This window comes from Rhizobium sp. 01T444 (assembly GCF_056398305.1).
The window spans coordinates 102,284-120,912 of record NZ_JBFTPD010000001.1 but is presented as its reverse complement, the minus strand read 5'-3'; the positions used below and the strand labels follow the sequence as shown (position 1 = coordinate 120,912).

Sequence of the window (18,629 nt, the reverse complement as noted above, 5' to 3'; positions counted from 1 at the left end):
TCGTTTCCTCCTCTACTCGGCAGCCGGTTTGAATTGGGCGTGTTCGGTCGATTCCCCCATGGCCGTCGTGGAGGCGCGGCCGCCTGATATCGCCAGTGACACGGCGTCGAAATAGCCGGTGCCGACTTCACGCTGATGTTTGGTGGCAGTATAGCCGCGTGCCTCGGCAGCGAATTCCGCCCGCTGAAGCTCGCAATAGGCCTCCATCTGCCGCTCGCGATAGCCGCTGGCGAGCTCATACATGCCGTAGTTCAGCTGGTGGAACCCGGCGAGTGTGATGAACTGGAACTTGTAGCCCATGGCGCCGAGTTCGCGCTGGAACCTGGCGATCGTCGCATCGTCGAGGTTTTTCTTCCAGTTGAAGGACGGCGAGCAATTATAGGCAAGCAGCTTGCCGGGATGCGCCTTGTGGACGCCTTCGGCAAAGCGGCGCGCCTGCTCGAGATCCGGCTTCGACGTTTCGCACCAGATGAGGTCGCAATGCGATGCATAGGCGACGGCCCGCGCAATGCAGGGTTCCAGCCCGTTGCGCACCTGATAGAAGCCCTCGACCGTGCGTCCGGCATCATAATCGACGAAAGGCTGGTCGCGTTCGTCTATGTCGGAGGTCAGAAGCTTGGCCGCTTCAGCATCCGTGCGGGCGATGACGAGCGTCGGCACTCCCATGACATCGGCGGCAAGTCGCGCCGCATCGAGATTGCGGATATGGGCCGCCGTCGGGATCAGAACCTTTCCGCCGAGATGGCCGCATTTCTTCTCCGAGGCCAGCTGATCCTCGAAGTGAACGCCGGCCGATCCCGCCTCGATATAGGCTTTCATGATCTCGAAGGCATTGAGCGGCCCACCGAAACCGGCCTCGGCGTCGGCGACGATGGGCGCAAACCAGGTCTCGACCGAAAGTTCCCCGCCTTCTGCCGTCTCGATCTGATCGGCACGCTGCAGCGTGCGGTTGATGCGTTTGGCAAGCTCCGGTCCGGCATTGGCGGGATAGAGCGATTGATCCGGATACATGGCCGATGCCGTGTTGGCGTCGGCGGCGACCTGCCAGCCGGAAAGATAGATCGCCTTCAGCCCGGCGCGTACCATCTGCATGGCCTGGTTGCCGGAGAGCGCGCCGAGCGCATTGACGAAATTCTCCTCGTGCAGAAGCTGCCAGAGGCGCTGAGCCCCCATTTCGGCCAGCGTGTAGCGGAGCGCGACGGAGCCACGCAGACGCTCGACATCGGCGACGGAATAGGGCCGCTCGATACCGTCGAAACGGCCATCAGGCGCATTGCGAATGAGTTTGTAAAAATCTGTCATGCCAATCTCCTCTTTGATTTCCAACGCTTGAGCGCTGATGACAGAATTTACAAGAACGAGGAAATTATCCAGAAAAACCTTTGATTTCAGGCGAGAAAGAGGTTAGGATGAGGAGGATTTACAGGGTGGTTTTGTAATTTTGTAAAAACTTGTAAATCCTGAAGTGTAAAGGATGTGACATGGCGGAACGGAAGATATTTGCGGGGCCGAAAGTCAGGCGCATCCGCAATGCGTTGGCGTTGACGCAGACTGCCATGGCCGAGGCGCTGGAAATCTCCCCCTCCTACCTGAATCTGATCGAACGCAATCAGCGCCCATTGACGGTGCAACTGTTGCTCAAGCTCTCTTCCGTCTACCGCATAGATCTTGAGGAACTGCAGGGCGAAACCGCCGGTGGCCTTGGCCAGTTGAAGGAGGTGTTCGCCGATCCGTTGCTGTCGGGTGAGCTGCCGGGGGATCAGGAGCTTGTCGAAGTGGCCGATGCCGCGCCCAATGCGGCAAGCGGTATGATCAAGCTCTACCGCGCCTATCGCGAGCAGGCCGCCCGCCTTTCCGACCTGACAGCCCTGATGGCGGGCGAGGGCCGTGCACCGGTCGCTTCCGGCCGCCTGCCTCTGGACGAGGTGAGGGAGGTGCTGGAACGCCGTCCCGCCTATTTCGCTAACATCGAGGCGCCGGCGGAAAGTTTCGCCAACGGACTTGCTGCCGGCGGTGACCTGAAGGACTGGCTGAAGAACGAGCGCGGCATCGCCACCCGCATCCTGCCCGTTCATGTCATGCCTGATCTGCGTCGCCGCTTCGACCGTCACTCGATGCGCCTTTTCCTGTCCGAGCGCCTTTCAGGGGCCGATCAAGCGCAGGAAATTGCCATCGAAGTGGCAAGGCTCGCCCTGCGGTCCGAGATCGAGGCCGCGCTTGAGGAACTGCCGCTGTCATCCGACGAGGCGCGGCGCATCGCCCGCTTCGAGCTGACGCGCAGTGCGGCGCTCGCCTTGCTGATGCCTTATGGGGCCTTTCTTCTTGCCGCACAGAATAGCCGATACGACATCGATCTCATCCGCGCCCGTTTCGCTGTCTCCTTCGGCCAGGCCGCGTTGCGCCTCGTCATGCTTCAGCGTCCCGGCGCTGCCGGCATTCCCTTCTTCCTGATGGAGAGCGATGCTGCGGGCCATGTCATTCGCCGGACAGGCGCCCAGGGCTTTCCGCAGGCGCGCTTTGGCGGCAACTGTCCGAAGCTCAACGTCCACGCTGCCTTTCTTGAGCCGGGCAGGGTGTTGGCAGAGACGGTCGCCATGCCTGATGGGTCGGCTTTCCTGACGATTGCGCGCACGCTCGAAGGGCCGGTGGTGGAGTTCGGCGAGCGGGTGCGGCGCACGGCTATGTTGATCGGCTGCGATGCCGCCCTGCGTGACAGTCTGGTCTACGGCCGAAGCGATGCTTTGCCGGTTGCGGTCGGCCCCGCCTGCCGCCTTTGTGAGAGACGCGGATGCCTTTCCCGGGCGGAGCCGCCGCTGACACGTCCACTTGCTCTGGACGAGACCTCTGACGGCCTTGGAAGCTTCGATTTTCAGTGATTGTGAAATCATTGACGCTGCAGGATTTTGCGCTTGTAGGCTCCGGAAATCCTTTCTAGTCTGCAGCAAAACCAGAGGGAATAAGAGGTGTCCGGGGGCGCGATACCTTTAAAAAACAGGAGATATCATGAGGTCAAGAATCGCCTACCTGACGGCAGTTGCCGTTGTCGCTCTCTTTGCCGCTGCGCCGGCCTTCGCCCAGGAGCGTGTGGTCAACGTCTACAACTGGTCCGATTATATCGACAGCTCGATCCTCGAGGACTTCACCAAGGAAACCGGCATCAAGGTCGTCTACGACACCTTCGATTCCAACGAGACGCTGGAAACCAAGCTCTTGGCCGGCGGCACCGGTTACGATGTCGTCGTTCCGACCGTGTCCTTCATGCAGCGCCAGATCGCGGCCGGCGTCTATCAGAAGCTCGACAAGTCCAAGCTGCCGAACCTGTCGAACATGTGGGACGTCGTGACGAAGGGCGTCGCCACCTTCGATCCGGGCAATGAATACTCCGTCGACTATATGTGGGGCACGACCGGCATCGGCTATAACGTCGACAAGGTGAAGGCTGCACTCGGTACGGATGAAAAGCCGAACTGGGATGCGCTTTTCGATCCGGCCAAGGCTGCAAAGCTCAAGGATTGCGGCATCTATATGCTGGATTCGCCGACAGACGTCATTCCGTCCGTTCTTGCCTATCTCGGCCTCGATCCGAACAGCAAGAAGCCGGAAGACCTGAACAAGGCGCAGGAAGTCCTGCTTGCAGTTCGTCCCTTCGTTCGCAAGTTCCACTCCTCTGAATATATCAGCGCGCTCGCCAACGGCGATATTTGCATCGCGCTCGGCTTTTCGGGCGACGTCTTCCAGGCGCGGGATCGCGCAGCCGAGGCAAAGGCCGGCGTAAATGTCGACTATTCTGTTCCGAGCCAGGGTGCGCAGATCTTCTTCGATGTCTTCGGCATTCCGAAGGATGCGCCGCATGTCGAAGAGGCGCATGAGTTCATCAACTACATGATGAAGCCTGAAGTCGCCGCCAAGGCATCCAACTTCGTCTTCTACGCTAACGGCAACAAGGCCTCGCAGCAGTTTCTCGACAAGGAGGTGATCGACGACACGGCGATCTATCCGACGCCGGAGATCATGGCCAAGCTCTTCACCGTGCCGCCGCTCGATCCGAAGACTCAGCGCGTCGTGACGCGAATCTGGACCAAGGTCGTCACCGGCCAATAACCGAGATTTCGGCCCGGACGGAAACGTCCGGGCCTTTCCATTCCCGGCCCGGGTGGAGGCCGGCTGAAACCTTGTATTTTCGGGGAATAATATGAAATCTCTTGGCAATATCCGCCGCGCATTCGCACCTTGGACTGATCCATCCGCAAAGCCGTTCATTGCCTTCAGGAATGTCACCAAGCGCTTCGGCGATTTTACCGCCGTCAACGATCTGTCGCTGAATATCTATCACCGCGAATTCTTTGCGCTGCTCGGCGCATCCGGCTGCGGCAAGTCCACGCTGCTGCGCATGCTGGCCGGTTTCGAACAGCCGACATCGGGCGAAATTATTCTCGACGGCACCGATCTTTCGGGCACGCCGCCCTACAAGCGGCCGGTCAACATGATGTTCCAGTCCTACGCTCTTTTCCCGCACATGACGGTCGAGAAGAATATTGCCTTCGGCCTCAAGCAGGATGGCATGCCGAAGGACGAGATGGTGGAGCGTGTCTCGCAGATGCTGAAGCTCGTGAAGCTCGAGCAGTTCGCTTCCCGCAAGCCCAACCAGCTTTCCGGCGGGCAGCGCCAGCGCGTGGCGCTTGCCCGTTCTCTCGCCAAGCGCCCCAAGGTGTTGCTGCTCGACGAGCCGCTCGGCGCGCTCGACAAGAAGCTGCGCGAGGAAACCCAGTTCGAATTGATGGACCTGCAGCAGAGCCTCGGCCTCACCTTCGTCGTCGTCACGCACGATCAGGAAGAAGCCATGACAATGGCCGACCGCATTGCAGTCATGAGCCACGGCAAGGTGGTGCAGGTCGCCACGCCGGCCGAAATCTACGAAGCACCGAATTGCCGCTTCGTTGCTGATTTCATCGGCGACGTGAACATTTTCGACGGCAAGGTGACAACGGCCTCAAATGGCGCGGTCGAAATCGCCGTCGACAGCGGCTTCACGGTCCGCACGGCCTCGACAGACGCGCCGGCTGTTGGTAGCACGCTCGGTTTCGCCATCCGCCCGGAAAAGCTCCGCGTCACCCGCGCGGCACCCGGGAATGCCTCGACCAATGCCGCCAGGGGCGAGCTCTGGGACATCGGCTATCTCGGCGACATGACGGTCTTCCACGTCAGACTGCCGAACGGCAATGTCGTCAAGGCTTCTTCCCTCAACGCACAGCGCGCCGTCGATGACCCCTTCACCTACGATCAGGAAGTTTGGGTCTCCTTCGATGAGGACAGCGGCGTGCTGCTGAAGGATTGAGACAATGCGGACCTTCACTTCACGCTTCTACAACCGCCTTGTCATTATCATTCCCTATGCTTGGCTGCTGCTCTTCTTCCTGGCGCCGTTCTTCATCGTCTTCCGTATCTCGCTGTCGGCAACGGCGATCGCCATGCCGCCTTATGAGCCGGTCTTCGCTCTCGCTGATGGCTGGGGCGGTTTCTGGGACAAGGTATCGAGCTTCTCCCTCGACAATTACGGCTACCTGACCGACGACCCGCTCTATTTCAATGCCTATATTTCGAGTGTGGTGATCGCCGGGATCTCCACTTTCCTGACGCTTTTGATCGCCTATCCGGTTGCCTATGGCATGGCGCAGGCGCCCCGCAGCATCCGCCCGACGCTCCTGATGCTGGTGATCCTGCCCTTCTGGACAAGCTTTCTGATTCGCGTCTATGCCTGGATTGCCATCCTGAAGCCGGAAGGGCTCTTGAACCAGTTCCTGACGTCGCTGCACCTCATCGACAATCCGCTGATCATCCTCAATACCAATACAGCCGTCTATATCGGTATCGTCTATTCCTATCTGCCCTTCATGGTGTTGCCGCTCTACTCGGCGCTGGAGAAGATGGACGGCACGCTGATCGAGGCGGCGCAGGATCTCGGCTGCACGCCGATCCAGGCTTTCTGGCGCGTCACCTTCCCGCTGTCGATCCCGGGCGTCATCGCCGGCTGCATGCTGGTCTTCATCCCGGCCGTCGGCGAATTCGTTATCCCCGACCTGCTTGGCGGTTCGCAGACGCTGATGATCGGCAAGACGATCTGGAACGAATTCAATTCCAATCGCGACTGGCCCGTTTCTTCGGCGGTGGCGACGATCCTGCTTCTCATCCTCGTGATCCCGATCGTCTTCTTCCAGAATGTTCAGGCAAAAGCCGACGAGGCGGGGAAATAAGCCATGTTCAGATGGACCCGCTTTAACATCACCTCCGTCGTGCTCGGCTTCGCCTTTCTCTATCTGCCGATCGTGCTTCTGGTGATCTTCTCTTTCAATGAATCGAAGCTCGTCACCGTCTGGGGCGGTTTTTCGACCAAATGGTATGTCTCGCTGCTCTCCAACCAGGCCCTGCTCGATGCGGCCTGGGTGACGATCCGCGTCGGCCTACTGTCGGCGACATTCGCGACGATCCTCGGCACTATGGCGGCGATCACCCTGGTGCGCTTCACGCGCTTCCGCGGCCGCATCCTCTTTTCAGGACTGGTCTACGCGCCGCTTGTCATGCCCGAAGTCATCACCGGCCTGTCGCTGCTGCTCCTCTTTGTGGCAATCGGCCTTGACCGCGGCTTCTGGACCATCACACTGGCGCATACGACGCTGACCATGTGCTTCGTCGCCGTCGTCGTGCAGTCACGGCTTCTGAGTTTCGACCAGTCGATCGAGGAGGCCGCTCAGGATCTTGGCGCCCCGCCGGTCAGGACCTTCTTCGAGGTGACGCTGCCGATCATCTCGCCAGCCGTCTTTTCCGGCTGGGTCCTGGCTTTCACCCTGTCGCTCGACGACCTCGTGATTGCGAGCTTCACGTCAGGACCGGGCGCAACCACGCTGCCGATGAAGATCTACAGCCAGGTGCGTCTCGGCGTGACTCCGGAAATCAATGCGGTCTGCACCATTCTGATCGCCATCGTGGCGATAGGCGTCATCTGTGCATCTGTCGTCACCAAGCGCCGCGAAGTGCAGCGCGAGCGCGATGAGAGGGCCGCGGCGGCGACAGCTTAAGAGCAATTCCAGCGAAAGCCTTTGCGTCCGGAAATGCTTTAGAACTGACCAGGAAAGGCGCTAAGGCTGGGTTTTCGTCGGTACGTTGAACAGCGGCACCGGCGAAATGACCGGGTTCGGCCACGAGCCGCCGATGAAGAAGGGCAGGCGCGGCAGATCGGCCGCTTTTGCCGGATCGATCGCTTCCAGCGCGCCGGAGAGCGCAAGCCCGTTCGACTCATAAGTAATGACGCCTGATAGCGTCAGCATCTGATCGGAGCCGGCAAATCGCGCATCGTGGATTTCCGCTGTGCCATTGGCAAAGTCGGCCTGAAGATCGAGCTTACTGAAGGCGAAGGATCCGTTTCCAGTAGAGCTCAGCGCGAAGAACGGCTTCTGCGCTGCCTGCGTACGAAGTGCATAGACATCGACGCCGGGAATGGAACCCGCCGTTGTCCAGAATCTGAGCTTGCCGGTCACATCGGCAAGTCCCGTCGTCCAGATCGCCTTCGGCGTCTCCAGCGAAAGATCGAGGGAGCCGGTCGCATGCGGCAGCGGCCCCTTGAGCTGCAATTTTTCGGCAAGTGCATTGAAATCCGCATCGCGGATCGAAAGCTGCAGCTTGCCGCCACCATCGAAATCGCGTCGGGTCGCCTCCAGATGGGCAGTCATTTCGCCGCCCTCGAACTGGCTGTCGCCAATATCGAACTTCGCTTCCTCGCCGGCGACGATCACGCTGGCGCCGACATCCGCAAGCGAAAAGATACCCATCTGCGCCTGTCGCGCGGAAAGCCGCACATCGAGATCAAGAAGTTGCAGCGGTCCAAGAGGGCTCGATAGCAGCAAGTCGCCAAGGCCGCCGGCGGCAAGTCTGAGCGCGAAGGCATCGAGGAACGGCTTGAGGTTCATCTGGTCGAAGGCAAGTGTCCCGCCGATCTTCGGTCGCTTGCCGGGTGCGACGGTGAAATCCATCACACCGGTGGCGCTCGCATCGTTCAGCGCCATACTGACATTGTTGAAGCGGAAACCGTTGGATACCGACGTCACATCCGAGGTCATCGACGCGCTCTTCAGCGACTCGATCCCCGGGATAGATCTGCCGAACCATTTCAGGAGGGCCTGCACATCCGGAAAGCTGGCGTTGATGTTGCCTGAGACCGAGGAGAGGCTCACCATGCTGCCGACACCCTGGAAACGCGCGGTCATCAGGTTGGAAGCGATCGAGGCCTTCATCTCGGCATTCTTGCCGCCGAAGACCAGCAGCGGCGCGGCAGAGGCAAAATCGACCTTCAGGTCCTCGCCGTTGAACCGGGCAATGAGGACGGCTGAAATGGCCCTCGACAGCTTCGGCCAGGCGATATCGGCTGCGACGCTGTCGAAGTGGTAGACATTGCCTGTCTGCGTATCGGTCAGGGTCAGCGTGCCATCCTCCACCGTCACGGCACCGATGTCGGCGTCGAGCTTCGGATCGAGAACCTCGGCGCCGTTGTCATCCCGCACGCCAACGATGGCTCGTGCCAGAAGGCCGGTATAGCTCCAGTCGATCAGGCCATTCTCATCGCGCGTCAGCGCGAGGCTGGGCCGCAGCAGGTGAAATTCGTGGAAGCGAGTGCGGCCGCGCAGCGCATCGATCAGGCTGAAATCGGCTGAAAGGCTCTCGATGCGGCCGAGCAGTTTGTCGCCGCTTTCGCGCGGTTGGCGGATGGTGACGTCGTTTAGCGTAATGCGTGGCGTCGGCCAGAATTCGAGGACGGGGTTGCCCTTGATCTCGGCGTGATAGCCCGTCCATTTCGATAGGGCATCCTCGATGCCGGAGCGCACGAAGCCGGTGGAAATAAGATAGGGAGCGGCGATCCTGAGCGCGAGGAAGAAGGCAAGCCCGATTAACAATAGGATGGTGGAGACACGGGCAAATGCCGGCAGCCAGCGTGAGACGGGGCCGATCCTTTTTCGCCATCTGCCTTGTCTTGACGTACCCATGAGCTCCGCCGGAACTTCAGCCGGTTACCCGTTATTTTCTGATTTTGCCGGATATATGAAATACCGGGCATATGCAAATCCCACGCGCGGCGGATCGCGTCGCTGCACACTTTATAATGCAATGCAGCATGCTATAAGTTCCGCATTGGGGAGGAGGATTGAATGCAGGAAAATCAGCCGCTTTGGAAGCCCACGGAAGATGGGATCGAAAATAGCCCGATCCATGCCTTTATGCAGCACTGCAATGGAGACTTCGGTCTCGCCTTGAAAGGTTTTGAGGATCTGCATGCCTGGTCGATCGCCGATCGGGAGAGCTTCTGGTCGGCCTTGTGGGATTTCTGCGGCGTGAAGGGAGAGCGCGGCGCGGATATTCTCGTTAACGGCGACCGCATGCTGGAAGCACGCTTCTTTCCTGAGGCGCGCCTGAACTTCGCTGAAAACCTGCTGAGCGGAAGCGGGCAGGGCGATGCCATCATTTTCCGCGGTGAGGACAAGGTCGAAGACCGCTGGTCGTGGGATCGCCTGCGCGCGCTTGTATCACAGCTGCAGCAGGGCTTTCGCGCGCTCGGCATCGGCGAGGGCGACCGTGTCGCGGCCATGATGCCCAACATGCCGGAAACGATAGCTGCCATGCTGGCGGCAACGTCGATCGGCGCCATCTGGTCGTCCTGTTCTCCGGACTTTGGCGAGCAAGGCGTGCTCGATCGTTTCGGGCAGATCGCGCCGAAGCTTTTCATCGCATGCGACGCCTATTGGTATAATGGCAAGCTGCAGGACGTGCAGTCGAAGGTGGCGAACGTCGCCAAGAGCCTCGGTGTGCCGACGCTGATGGTCCATTATGCCGGCAACGTCGAAGAGGTCGCGCGCGAAACCGCCGGCGGCAAGACGCTTTCAGAATTCGTTGCTCCCTATGCGCCGAAGCCGATCGAGTTCGTGCAACTGCCTTTCGCCCATCCGGCCTATATTCTGTTTTCCTCGGGCACAACAGGCGTACCGAAATGCATCGTGCATTCTGCCGGCGGCACGCTGCTTCAGCATCTGAAAGAGCATCGCCTGCATTGCGGAGTGCAGCCTGGGGACAAGCTTTTCTACTTCACCACCTGCGGCTGGATGATGTGGAACTGGCTGGCGAGCGGCCTTGCCTCCGGTGCCACGCTCTGCCTTTTCGACGGATCACCTTTCGCGCCTGATGGCAATGTGCTCTTCGACTATGCGGCCGAGGAGAAATTCGCGATCTTCGGGACCTCGGCCAAATATATCGACGCAGTGCGCAAGAGTGGGCTGACGCCGCGCACGAGCCATGATCTGTCGAGCTTGCGGCTGATCACCTCCACCGGTTCGCCGCTGTCGCCTGAAGGTTTCGCCTTCGTCTATGAAGGTATCAAGGAAGACGTCCAGCTTGCCTCGATTTCCGGTGGCACGGATATCGTGTCCTGCTTCGTGCTCGGCAATCCGCTGCAGCCCGTCTGGCGCGGCGAGATCCAGGGAGCTGGCCTCGGCCTTGCCGTCGACGTCTGGAATGACGAAGGCAAGCCGGTTCATCAGGAAAAGGGCGAGCTGGTCTGCACCAAGGCCTTCCCATCAATGCCGGTCATGTTCTGGAACGATCCAGACGGCGCCAAGTACCGCGCCGCCTATTTCGAGCGCTTCGACAATGTCTGGTGCCACGGCGATTTTGCCGAATGGACCGAACATGGCGGCCTGATCATTCATGGCCGTTCGGATGCGACGCTCAATCCTGGCGGCGTGCGCATCGGCACGGCGGAAATCTACAATCAGGTCGAGCAGATGGACGAAGTCGCCGAAGCGCTCTGCATCGGCCAGGACTGGGATGACGACGTGCGCGTCGTGCTCTTCGTCCGCCTGGCGGCAGGCGTCACCTTGAGCGAGGATCTGATCAAGGCGATCAAGACCCGCATCCGTGTCGGCGCTTCTCCCCGCCACGTGCCGGCCAAGATCATCGCGGTCGCCGATATCCCGCGCACCAAGTCCGGCAAGATCGTCGAACTTGCCGTGCGCGAGGTCGTCCACGGCCGGCCGGTGAAAAATCAGGAGGCGCTCGCCAACCCCGAGGCACTCAAGCTTTTTGCCGGACTGGAAGAGCTAAAGGTCTGATAGCGGCTGCTAAACTACAAGCTTTTGCCGTTGATCAATTCCGCGTTTTGGAAACCTTTCGTTAAGAAAGGTTTGTCAAAGGTGAAACCAACTTGGAGACCATACATGAAGAGATGGTCTGGAACTGCGGTTCCCGAAACATGACGTTGATCGACTAAGCTCTTGTTTTACCAGCACCAACTCTCGAAGGCAGCCATTGGCTGCCTTTTCTTTGGCGAGTAATTCCAGCAAAAGTGTCCAGTGGTTTTGCGTCCGGAATTGCGCAAAAATAAGTGCTTAGCCCGCCAGCACGCGTTGCGACGGGAAGGTGATTTCCACCAGCGTGCCTTCGTTCGGCGCAGAATTGATCGAGAAAATCGCCCTGTTGGCATCGACCATTGCCTTGGTCAGCGGCAGGCCGAGACCGGTGCCGTCGCCGCGATGGCGTGACTGCGTGGACGACACCTGGCGGAATGGTTTCATCGCCTGGTCGAGCTCGCTGCGCGTCATGCCGATGCCGGTATCGCGCACCCGCATCGCGACGCTGCCGTTCGCCTCATAGGAAGTGGAAACGACGATCTGCCCGCCTGATGGCGTAAAGCGGATAGCATTCGACAGGATGTTCAGCGCGATCTGCTTGATCGAGCGCAGGTCGGCCACGACATCGGGCACCGATTGCGAAAGGGCGGTGCGGATGATGACCCGCTGGCTGTTTGCCTGCGGCTGCACCAGTGCCACCGCTTCCGAGATCGCTTCGTTGAGGCCGACGGAAGCGAAATCGAGATCCATCTCGCCCGCTTCGATCTTGGAAATATCGAGCAGGTCGTTGACGATGTCGAGGACGTGCCGGCCGGAACGGCCGATATCGTTGGCATATTCGATATAGCGCGGATGGCCGATCGGCCCGAAGCGCTCGCTCGCCATCATGTCGGAAAAGCCGATGATGGCGTTGAGCGGAGTGCGGATCTCATGGCTGACGCGCGCCAGGAAATCCGTCTTGTGGGCGTTGGCGGTTTCGGCCGCACCCTTAGCATTGCGCAACTCGTCTTCGGTGCGCTTCCACTGGGTGATGTCGCGGATGACGGCGCAATAGCCGTTGGATGAGGTCAGGCGGCCCATGGTCATGAACAGCGGCACGAAACCGCCGGCGGCCTCGCGGCCGATCACCTCGCGTCCGTCGTTCAGCACGCTTGCCACACCATGGCCGGAAAGCCCATGCAGATAGTCGAGAACTGCCCTCTGGCTCTCATGCGCAAACAGCATGACGAAGGGTTTGCCGCGTGTTTCCTGTTCGTCGTAGTTGAAGAGGGCGCTTGCCGAGCGGTTCATCGAGCGGATATCGCCTTCCGTGCCGATAACGACGACGCCGTCGGTTGCCGTCTCCAGGATCGAGCGCAGCTCTTCCACCTCGACCTGCAGCTTGGCGACCTTTTCCACCATCCGGTCGGAGCGTTGGTCGAGCCTGATAACCTCGCCCCTGCCTTCTTCTCGGTTTTCGACCGGCATCAGCGCCAGCATCAGGGCGTTGGAATCTTCCCAGCGAACCGATTGCAGACGGGCGGTGACCGGCACCAGCCTGTCGTCGGCTTTGACGAGCATCATCGTGCCCGAACCGTTTTCGAGGTCATGGCGCTGCAGCAATGCATCGATGCCGCCCACTTCGGAGAGGGCTTCGACGGAACCGTAGCCCGTCAGCCGCAGGAATTCCGGATTGCCGTGGATCAGCTGGTCGCCAGCATGGATCAGCACGGCAACGGGCAGCAGATCGACGGTCGCCGCCGAGAGCCCGTCCGTCATCTTCACGCGCGGCGGAATGAAGCTGGTCAGAACCTCGATCTGGCTGACCGTCTCCTGCAGACCTTCGGTCACGTCGTCTTCCGCTTCGGCTGCGGATGTTTCTTCGGCTTGCGGGGAAGCCTCTTCCGGCAGCGGTTCTGCTGCGGCTTCGTAGATCGCTTCCTGCGGTGCTGCCTGCTCGACGACAGAAGTTTCGGCAACAACGTCTTCGACTACCGATGCCTGTTCGACATCAGGTTCCGGCTGTGGGGCAGCGACCGGCTCTTCGTTGCGCGCGCCGAAGGCTTCGAGGCGCTTGGCGATCTCGCGGAAATTTGCCTGCTCGGCAGCCGTCAGACCGCTGCTGGCACTGTGCAACTGCACGATCTTGTCTGTGAAGCGGCGGCTCGGCGTTTCGGAAAGGCGTAGCGCCGGCGGCTCTTCCCGCTGCTCGGCAACATCAGGCTCAGCGACGGATTGCTCCTCGGCGACAGGTTCCGCTGCTGCCGTCTCTTCCGAAGTGGTTACCTCTGTCGCTGTTTCCACTTCCGGTCCGGTGTCTTCTTCGACATCGGGCTCTGGATTCACTGCATCTTCGGCCTGCGGCGCAGCTTCGGCAATTTCTTCAGATTGCTCTTGCGGCAGTTCAGCTTCTGCCGGTGCCGTCTCTTCCGGCGCGGTTTCATTGACCGGGCCAAGATAGGAGGCATCATGGCCGATGCCGTCAGGCCCGAGCGTCAGTCCGAGTGCCAGAGGATCTTCCTGCGCATCCGACAGGCGCACCACGCCGAAGCCGCGGAAACCATCGAAGTCGCGGTTGCGCGTATAGGTCGGGAGCGCTGCGAGATCGACAGGCACGACCAGGCTTGTGCCCTCGATCGGCCAGTAGATCGTCTTGCCGGACCAGGTATCGCGCCGCGCTAAGGCCTCGGAGAGCCTTGATTCCGGATCGAGGTTGAAGAGGGCGGCAACATCGGAGAAAGCGCTGCCGATGATGTTGCTCGCATGCGGGCCGACAGCCTCGGCGAATTCATGCGAAACTTCGCTGAAGCGGCCTTCCGCATCGATCTTCCAAACGAATCGGGTGGCACGGCTGTTCGGCTTGAAGACGAAGCTGCTCTTCGGTGCGCTTTCAGGCTCCTCCGGGACCACCGGTGTCGCCGCGAAGTTTTCGGCGACGGAAGTGGCCGGCTCAACCTGCTCCACAACCGGAGCCTCTGCGCTTGTCTCAACGGTCTCTTCCGTTGAGGCAAAAGTTTCGCTCGGCTGATCCACCTGCTGCTCGCCGGAGTCTTCGACGACGGCTGCTTCGGGCTCGGAAATGCTCTCATCTGCCGACGGCTCGAAACGGGCTTCGGCCTCGGTCGGTTCGCTGACTTCAACCGGCTCCTCGGCCTCGCCGGTGATTTCCTCCAGGGTCTCCTCAACTTCTTCGATGCCGGAAACGGCGTCTATCGCTTCGGCTTCTGTAAAGCCAGCCACAGGCGCGGCAACATCAGCAATTTCATCCGCTGCGGCTTCTGCAGGTGCAATTTCCTGCGGCGCAGGCTCTTCCACCTTGGCGGAGGGCTCGATGGGATCGAGATGACCGATCGACGTTTCGACGGCGAAGAGAAGGTGGAGTGCGGGCTCGTCGTTGAGTTTGCCGACGGCAGCCGGCAAGTGGCCGCGGCCGGTCGCAACCGGGCGCTTCACCAGCCGGTCTGGATGGGCGCCGGCAAGCGTGATGAGCGTCCTTGCCGCCTGCTGCGTGATGCCGAGCAAGGCGAAACCTGGCGATGCGGCAATGACTTCGCCCTCGGCCCCGATCACTGCCATATGCGTATCCGGGTCATCGAGGCCCTGCAGCATCTGCGCAGCACTTGCGCCAGCCGTCAGCGGACGTGTGGAGACCGGAACGGAAAACAGGATGGCCTTCTCACCAGAAGCGAGACGGATGAGCTCCGACGAAGCCGGAGCCTGAACGCGCTGGAAGCCCTTGGCGATGCGGATGATAAAAGTCTTCTGGTCACCGACTTCACCAAGCTGGCGGGCAGTCGCCTCGAGCTGGCGGAAGGTGATGTCGGCGCGGCTGACGCCCTGATCGAGCAGATCATAGACCGCAGCATGGCCAAAAAGCTCGGCGCCAGCACCGTTTGCCCACAGCAAGTGGGAAAGGTCGCCCGAGAACAGAACCATGGCCTCGCCACGCGAAAATCGTTCACGAACCCGCGCATGAACGGCAATGTCGATGAACGGATACTGGACTGCGGGCATGATCGAACCTGTCGCTTTCGGCCTCTTCAAATTAACTGCTTATTAATAACTGCAGGTCTGCGGCCGGTCCAGAAGAGCCGGGAGCTTTCGGGCGGCAAGGTTAACGCATTGTGCGGCGCACAATGATGTTGCAATGCACAATAAAATGCCCTATATAAGAATTATCCGATTTATCGCGGGCACAAGATCTGCCCATCTTAGAGGAACACGATCCGATGGCTACCATAAAGACCGACGACGTTTTTTCAATTGCCTCTTTCGACCCGAGCAAGCTGGCCGAGTCTTTCCGTGACTTCGCCGAAAAGGGTGCTCAGCAGTCCAAGGAAGCCTATGCCAAGCTGAAGTCCGCAGGCGAAGAAGCCGGCAAGACGCTGGAAGCAACGGTCCAGACCGCACAGGCTGGCAGCGTTGAAATCGGCCTTAAGGCGATCGACGCGCTCCGCGTCAATGCTGAAAGCTCGCTCTCGCACATGGAAGCGCTTCTCGGCGTCAAGTCCGTCGCCGAATTCTTCGAGCTGCAGACCTCTTTCTTCCGCAAGCAGGCTGAACTGACCGTCGAGCAGGCGAAGTCGCTGCAGGAAACCACCAAGCAGGTTGCCGAAAAGGTTGCAAAGCCTTCCAAGGAAGCCGCTGAAAAGGCCATGGCATCCTTCAAGGTTGCCTGATCTACCAGGCTCGATAGATAATAAAGGCTGGACCGCATGTTCAGCCTTTTTGTATATTGAGCGCAAATCGGGGCTTGAATAAAAGTTCAAGTCCTCGTATGTGACCCCCGTCGCGCCGTGCGTGACATTGTGCGGTTGTAGCTCAGTTGGTTAGAGCGCAGGTTTGTGGCACCTGAGGTCGGAGGTTCGAGACCCCCCAACCGTACCATTCTCTCCCATAAGTTGGTCTTCCTGTTCGGCAATGCACGGCATCAGCGCTTTTTGATGTCAAAATGATGCCTGCTCGCATTTTGCTATTGCCGTTAACATTAGTTTACCTATTTATGTGCGGTGCGATGCAGCAATTGCCCAATGTCTTCGTTGCGTTGCGAAATGCTGGCGGCTTGCCGCCTGGGGGTAGGGACAGTCCACCGAGGCATTAAGGAGAATTTGATGTCCATTTCTGTTCAGAATATAGAGGAATCGACCGCTGTTTCCCCGATTGACGTGGCAGCTGCGGTTAAGGACGCACGCAGTGCGGTTGGCTACAGCATTGAAGACCTCGCAGTCACCTGCGGTCTGGCCAATGGGGAAATCCTCGAAATCGAAAATGGTGAAAGCGCCGATCCGGCAAAGCTGAGGCGTATTGCTGCAGCACTGCAGGTTCCAGTTTCTGCCTTTTTGCATATCTGATGAGGCGACAAGGCCGATCAGCATTTTCTGATCGGCCGTCGTCCCCTTTTAAGGAACATGATTGGAACTCTTGCGCTCCCGCGCCGTTCAACGGTCGATGGGAGTATTTGTATGTCCAAGACCCTTCTTTACGGCGCAACGAAGATCGATGAGACGAATGCGGCTTACGCGGCTGTCGCCAGTCTCGAACAGTTCCAGTGGAAGAACCGCGTCTTCATTGTGATTGCCGACCAGGACAATTCCCGCGCAGCCCGCCAGGAAAACCAGTTGCTTGCCGATCGCGTCGCTCTTGAGGAGCGGGATATGGTCATTCTCAAGCTTGTCGGATCAAGCATAAAGCCGCTCTTCGGAAGCGGCGACGGGCTGGACGGCGAGGCGCTCCGCCAGGAACTGGACATGCCTGACACAGGCGAATTTGCCGCCTTCCTGCTTGGCAAGGATGGCACCGTGAAGCTGAAGGCCAGTGAGCCGATCACATCGGACGAACTTTTCGCCATCATCGACAGCATGCCGGTGCGCGCTGCCGAAACCGTCAGGCACGACAAATAATCCAATATCGCAATCGTAAAGGAGCCGGCCATGTCCGTTCCGAACGAACCTATTCCCGACCAGCCGCCAATGCCTTCACCGGGCTGGAAGCCGGAGCCGCCGGTCAAGGAACCGGAACCGGATCGCCTGCCGGATGAAACGCCGCTTCCCAACCCTGATGAGAACGAGGAACCGGCAAAGCATCTCTAGAGCAATTCCAGCAAAAGTGTGCAGCGGTTTTGTGTCCGGAATTGCGTAAAACATATGTATTACAAGAAGATCTGCCTTTCCTCATCGACGAGTTCCTGCAGAAAATCGATGACGCTGCGCACGCGCACCAGATCGCGCGCACTTTCGTGGTAGGTCGTCCAGTAGGCGCGGCGGATGGAAACCTCCGGCAGGATGCGCACCAGTTCCTGGTATTGCCGGGCGATATAGTCGTGCAGGATGCCGATGCCGGCGCCGGAACGCACGGCCTCGGTCTGGCCGATCGCCGTCGAGATCTCAAACCCCGCATCCCAGCTGCGCATCACCTCGCCAGAGAAATTCAGGTAGGCAGTGAAGATCAGGTCTTCGACATAGCCGATGCGCGGATGAGCCTTCAAGGCATCGACATCTTCGGGCTTTCCATGCTGCGCCAGATAATCCCGCGACGCGTAGAGACCGAGCGTATAGTCGGTCAGCTTGGACGAGACGAGCCGTCCCTGTTCCGGACGCTCCAGCGTGATGGCGATATCCGCCTCGCGCTGCGATAGCGAGAAGGAACGCGGCACCGGCACGAGCTGGATCTTCAGTTCCGGATGGCGTTCGATCAGCCGGCCCATGCGCGGCGCAAGAAAGGAAACACCGAACCCATCGGGCGCGCCGACGCGCACCGTTCCGGCAATGGCCGTATCGGTGTGGCCGAGATTGGCCTGTGCTGCAAGCATCTCCGTTTCCATTCGCTCAGCCGAGACAAGGAAGACGGCGCCTTCGGCGGTCAGCTCGCAGCCATTCGTCCGGCGTATGAAAAGCCGCGTCTTCAGCGCCTCTTCGAGTGAGGTCAGCCGGCGCGAAAGTGTGGCGTGATTGAGCCCCAGCCTCTTTGACGCAGCGAGGATCTGCCCTGTGCGGGCGACGGCCAGGAAAATGCGAACGTCATCCCAGTTCATAGCTTTGAACGCATCGCAATCGGATCGACGTCGATGAGCGTCAGCGCTGTCACCATGCCTGATGTCTCGGTTTTGTACTTAAGGAAATGCGGCGTCTGCAGATGAGCGTCGTATGCTTCCCTGTTGGCGTAGACCTCAAGGATACGGACCTTGTTCGGATGGTCCCTGATGGAAACGGCATTCAGGGAAAGGACACCGTCTTCCAGCGCGACGGATGCTTCGATTTCCTCGGTCAGCAGCGCGCGATAAGCTTCGAGCGTGGCTGGATCGATCTCCAGTTCCGCCATTCTGACGACAGGTTTCCTGCTCATCGCTTAGGCCTTCCCTTTGACTTGTCCGCGTGCCGTGCCAAGTTTTGAATCAGGAACACCGGCCACTGCGGTCGAACTATAATATACGCACAACGGTTGCTTATTATAGCGCATTGATTTGTGCAAATTGAAGTGCGATTGTTG

General features: G+C 59.6%; 15 protein-coding genes and 1 tRNA gene. 11 read left to right on the top strand and 5 right to left on the bottom strand.

The features are described from left to right. Window positions 1-12 precede the first annotated feature (12 nt). Window positions 13-1,302 (bottom strand): isocitrate lyase, encoded by a 1,290-nt coding sequence (gene aceA / locus AC1DTN_RS00545; protein ID WP_439014120.1) that lies wholly within the window; start codon window positions 1,300-1,302, stop codon window positions 13-15. A 179-nt stretch (window positions 1,303-1,481) separates the two neighbouring features. Between aceA and AC1DTN_RS00540 the strand changes: the two genes are divergently transcribed. The 5 genes from AC1DTN_RS00540 (at window position 1,482) to AC1DTN_RS00520 (ending at window position 7,073) form a co-directional block, all read left to right on the top strand. After that, a complete protein-coding gene (locus AC1DTN_RS00540) occupies window positions 1,482-2,876 on the top strand; it encodes a helix-turn-helix domain-containing protein (protein WP_477919549.1) in 1,395 nt (464 codons plus the stop codon). Window positions 2,877-3,003: 127 nt separating this feature from the next. Beyond that, entirely contained in the window at window positions 3,004-4,101 is a 1,098-nt protein-coding gene (locus AC1DTN_RS00535) for a polyamine ABC transporter substrate-binding protein (RefSeq protein ID WP_113323858.1), read from the top strand. 91 nt (window positions 4,102-4,192) lie between these two features. Further along, a complete protein-coding gene (locus AC1DTN_RS00530) occupies window positions 4,193-5,335 on the top strand; it encodes an ABC transporter ATP-binding protein (RefSeq protein ID WP_477919547.1) in 1,143 nt (380 codons plus the stop codon). A 4-nt stretch (window positions 5,336-5,339) separates the two neighbouring features. Further along, entirely contained in the window at window positions 5,340-6,251 is a 912-nt protein-coding gene (locus tag AC1DTN_RS00525; RefSeq protein WP_113324877.1) for an ABC transporter permease subunit, read from the top strand. Between the two features lie 3 nt (window positions 6,252-6,254). Further along, entirely contained in the window at window positions 6,255-7,073 is an 819-nt protein-coding gene (locus AC1DTN_RS00520) for an ABC transporter permease (RefSeq protein ID WP_310378750.1), read from the top strand. 60 nt (window positions 7,074-7,133) lie between these two features. On the opposite strand, the gene AC1DTN_RS00515 is transcribed toward AC1DTN_RS00520, so the two are convergent. Continuing rightward, the gene (locus AC1DTN_RS00515) at window positions 7,134-9,032 is read right to left on the bottom strand and encodes an AsmA family protein (protein ID WP_477919546.1); all 1,899 of its coding nucleotides are present in this window, start codon (window positions 9,030-9,032) and stop codon (window positions 7,134-7,136) included. Between the two features lie 162 nt (window positions 9,033-9,194). Here AC1DTN_RS00515 and AC1DTN_RS00510 point away from each other — a divergent pair, with 162 nt between their 5' ends. Then, window positions 9,195-11,147, top strand: coding sequence for an acetoacetate--CoA ligase (locus tag AC1DTN_RS00510; protein ID WP_477919544.1), 1,953 nt, complete (start codon window positions 9,195-9,197; stop codon window positions 11,145-11,147). Window positions 11,148-11,423: 276 nt separating this feature from the next. On the opposite strand, the gene AC1DTN_RS00505 is transcribed toward AC1DTN_RS00510, so the two are convergent. Next, window positions 11,424-15,158, bottom strand: coding sequence for an ATP-binding protein (locus tag AC1DTN_RS00505; protein WP_477919542.1), 3,735 nt, complete (start codon window positions 15,156-15,158; stop codon window positions 11,424-11,426). Between the two features lie 215 nt (window positions 15,159-15,373). Here AC1DTN_RS00505 and AC1DTN_RS00500 point away from each other — a divergent pair, with 215 nt between their 5' ends. From AC1DTN_RS00500 to AC1DTN_RS00480, 5 genes are all read left to right on the top strand, one after another. Next, the gene (locus AC1DTN_RS00500; RefSeq protein ID WP_113324872.1) at window positions 15,374-15,823 is read left to right on the top strand and encodes a phasin; all 450 of its coding nucleotides are present in this window, start codon (window positions 15,374-15,376) and stop codon (window positions 15,821-15,823) included. Between the two features lie 131 nt (window positions 15,824-15,954). Continuing rightward, a tRNA-His gene (locus AC1DTN_RS00495) sits at window positions 15,955-16,031 on the top strand. 224 nt (window positions 16,032-16,255) lie between these two features. Beyond that, window positions 16,256-16,495 (top strand): helix-turn-helix domain-containing protein, encoded by a 240-nt coding sequence (locus tag AC1DTN_RS00490; RefSeq protein ID WP_113324871.1) that lies wholly within the window; start codon window positions 16,256-16,258, stop codon window positions 16,493-16,495. Between the two features lie 111 nt (window positions 16,496-16,606). Next, window positions 16,607-17,044, top strand: coding sequence for a DUF4174 domain-containing protein (locus tag AC1DTN_RS00485; RefSeq protein WP_477919540.1), 438 nt, complete (start codon window positions 16,607-16,609; stop codon window positions 17,042-17,044). A 30-nt stretch (window positions 17,045-17,074) separates the two neighbouring features. Continuing rightward, complete coding sequence (locus AC1DTN_RS00480; RefSeq protein ID WP_192728093.1) at window positions 17,075-17,233, top strand: hypothetical protein; 159 nt, start codon at window positions 17,075-17,077, stop codon at window positions 17,231-17,233. Between the two features lie 59 nt (window positions 17,234-17,292). Here AC1DTN_RS00480 and AC1DTN_RS00475 read toward each other — a convergent pair whose 3' ends face one another. Together AC1DTN_RS00475 and AC1DTN_RS00470 are read right to left on the bottom strand one after the other, a co-directional pair. Further along, complete coding sequence (locus AC1DTN_RS00475; protein ID WP_477919538.1) at window positions 17,293-18,174, bottom strand: LysR family transcriptional regulator; 882 nt, start codon at window positions 18,172-18,174, stop codon at window positions 17,293-17,295. Beyond that, the gene (locus AC1DTN_RS00470) at window positions 18,171-18,485 is read right to left on the bottom strand and encodes a putative quinol monooxygenase (RefSeq protein ID WP_113324868.1); all 315 of its coding nucleotides are present in this window, start codon (window positions 18,483-18,485) and stop codon (window positions 18,171-18,173) included. Before AC1DTN_RS00470 ends, AC1DTN_RS00475 begins: the two co-directional genes overlap by 4 nt. Between the last annotated feature and the right edge of the window lie 144 nt (window positions 18,486-18,629).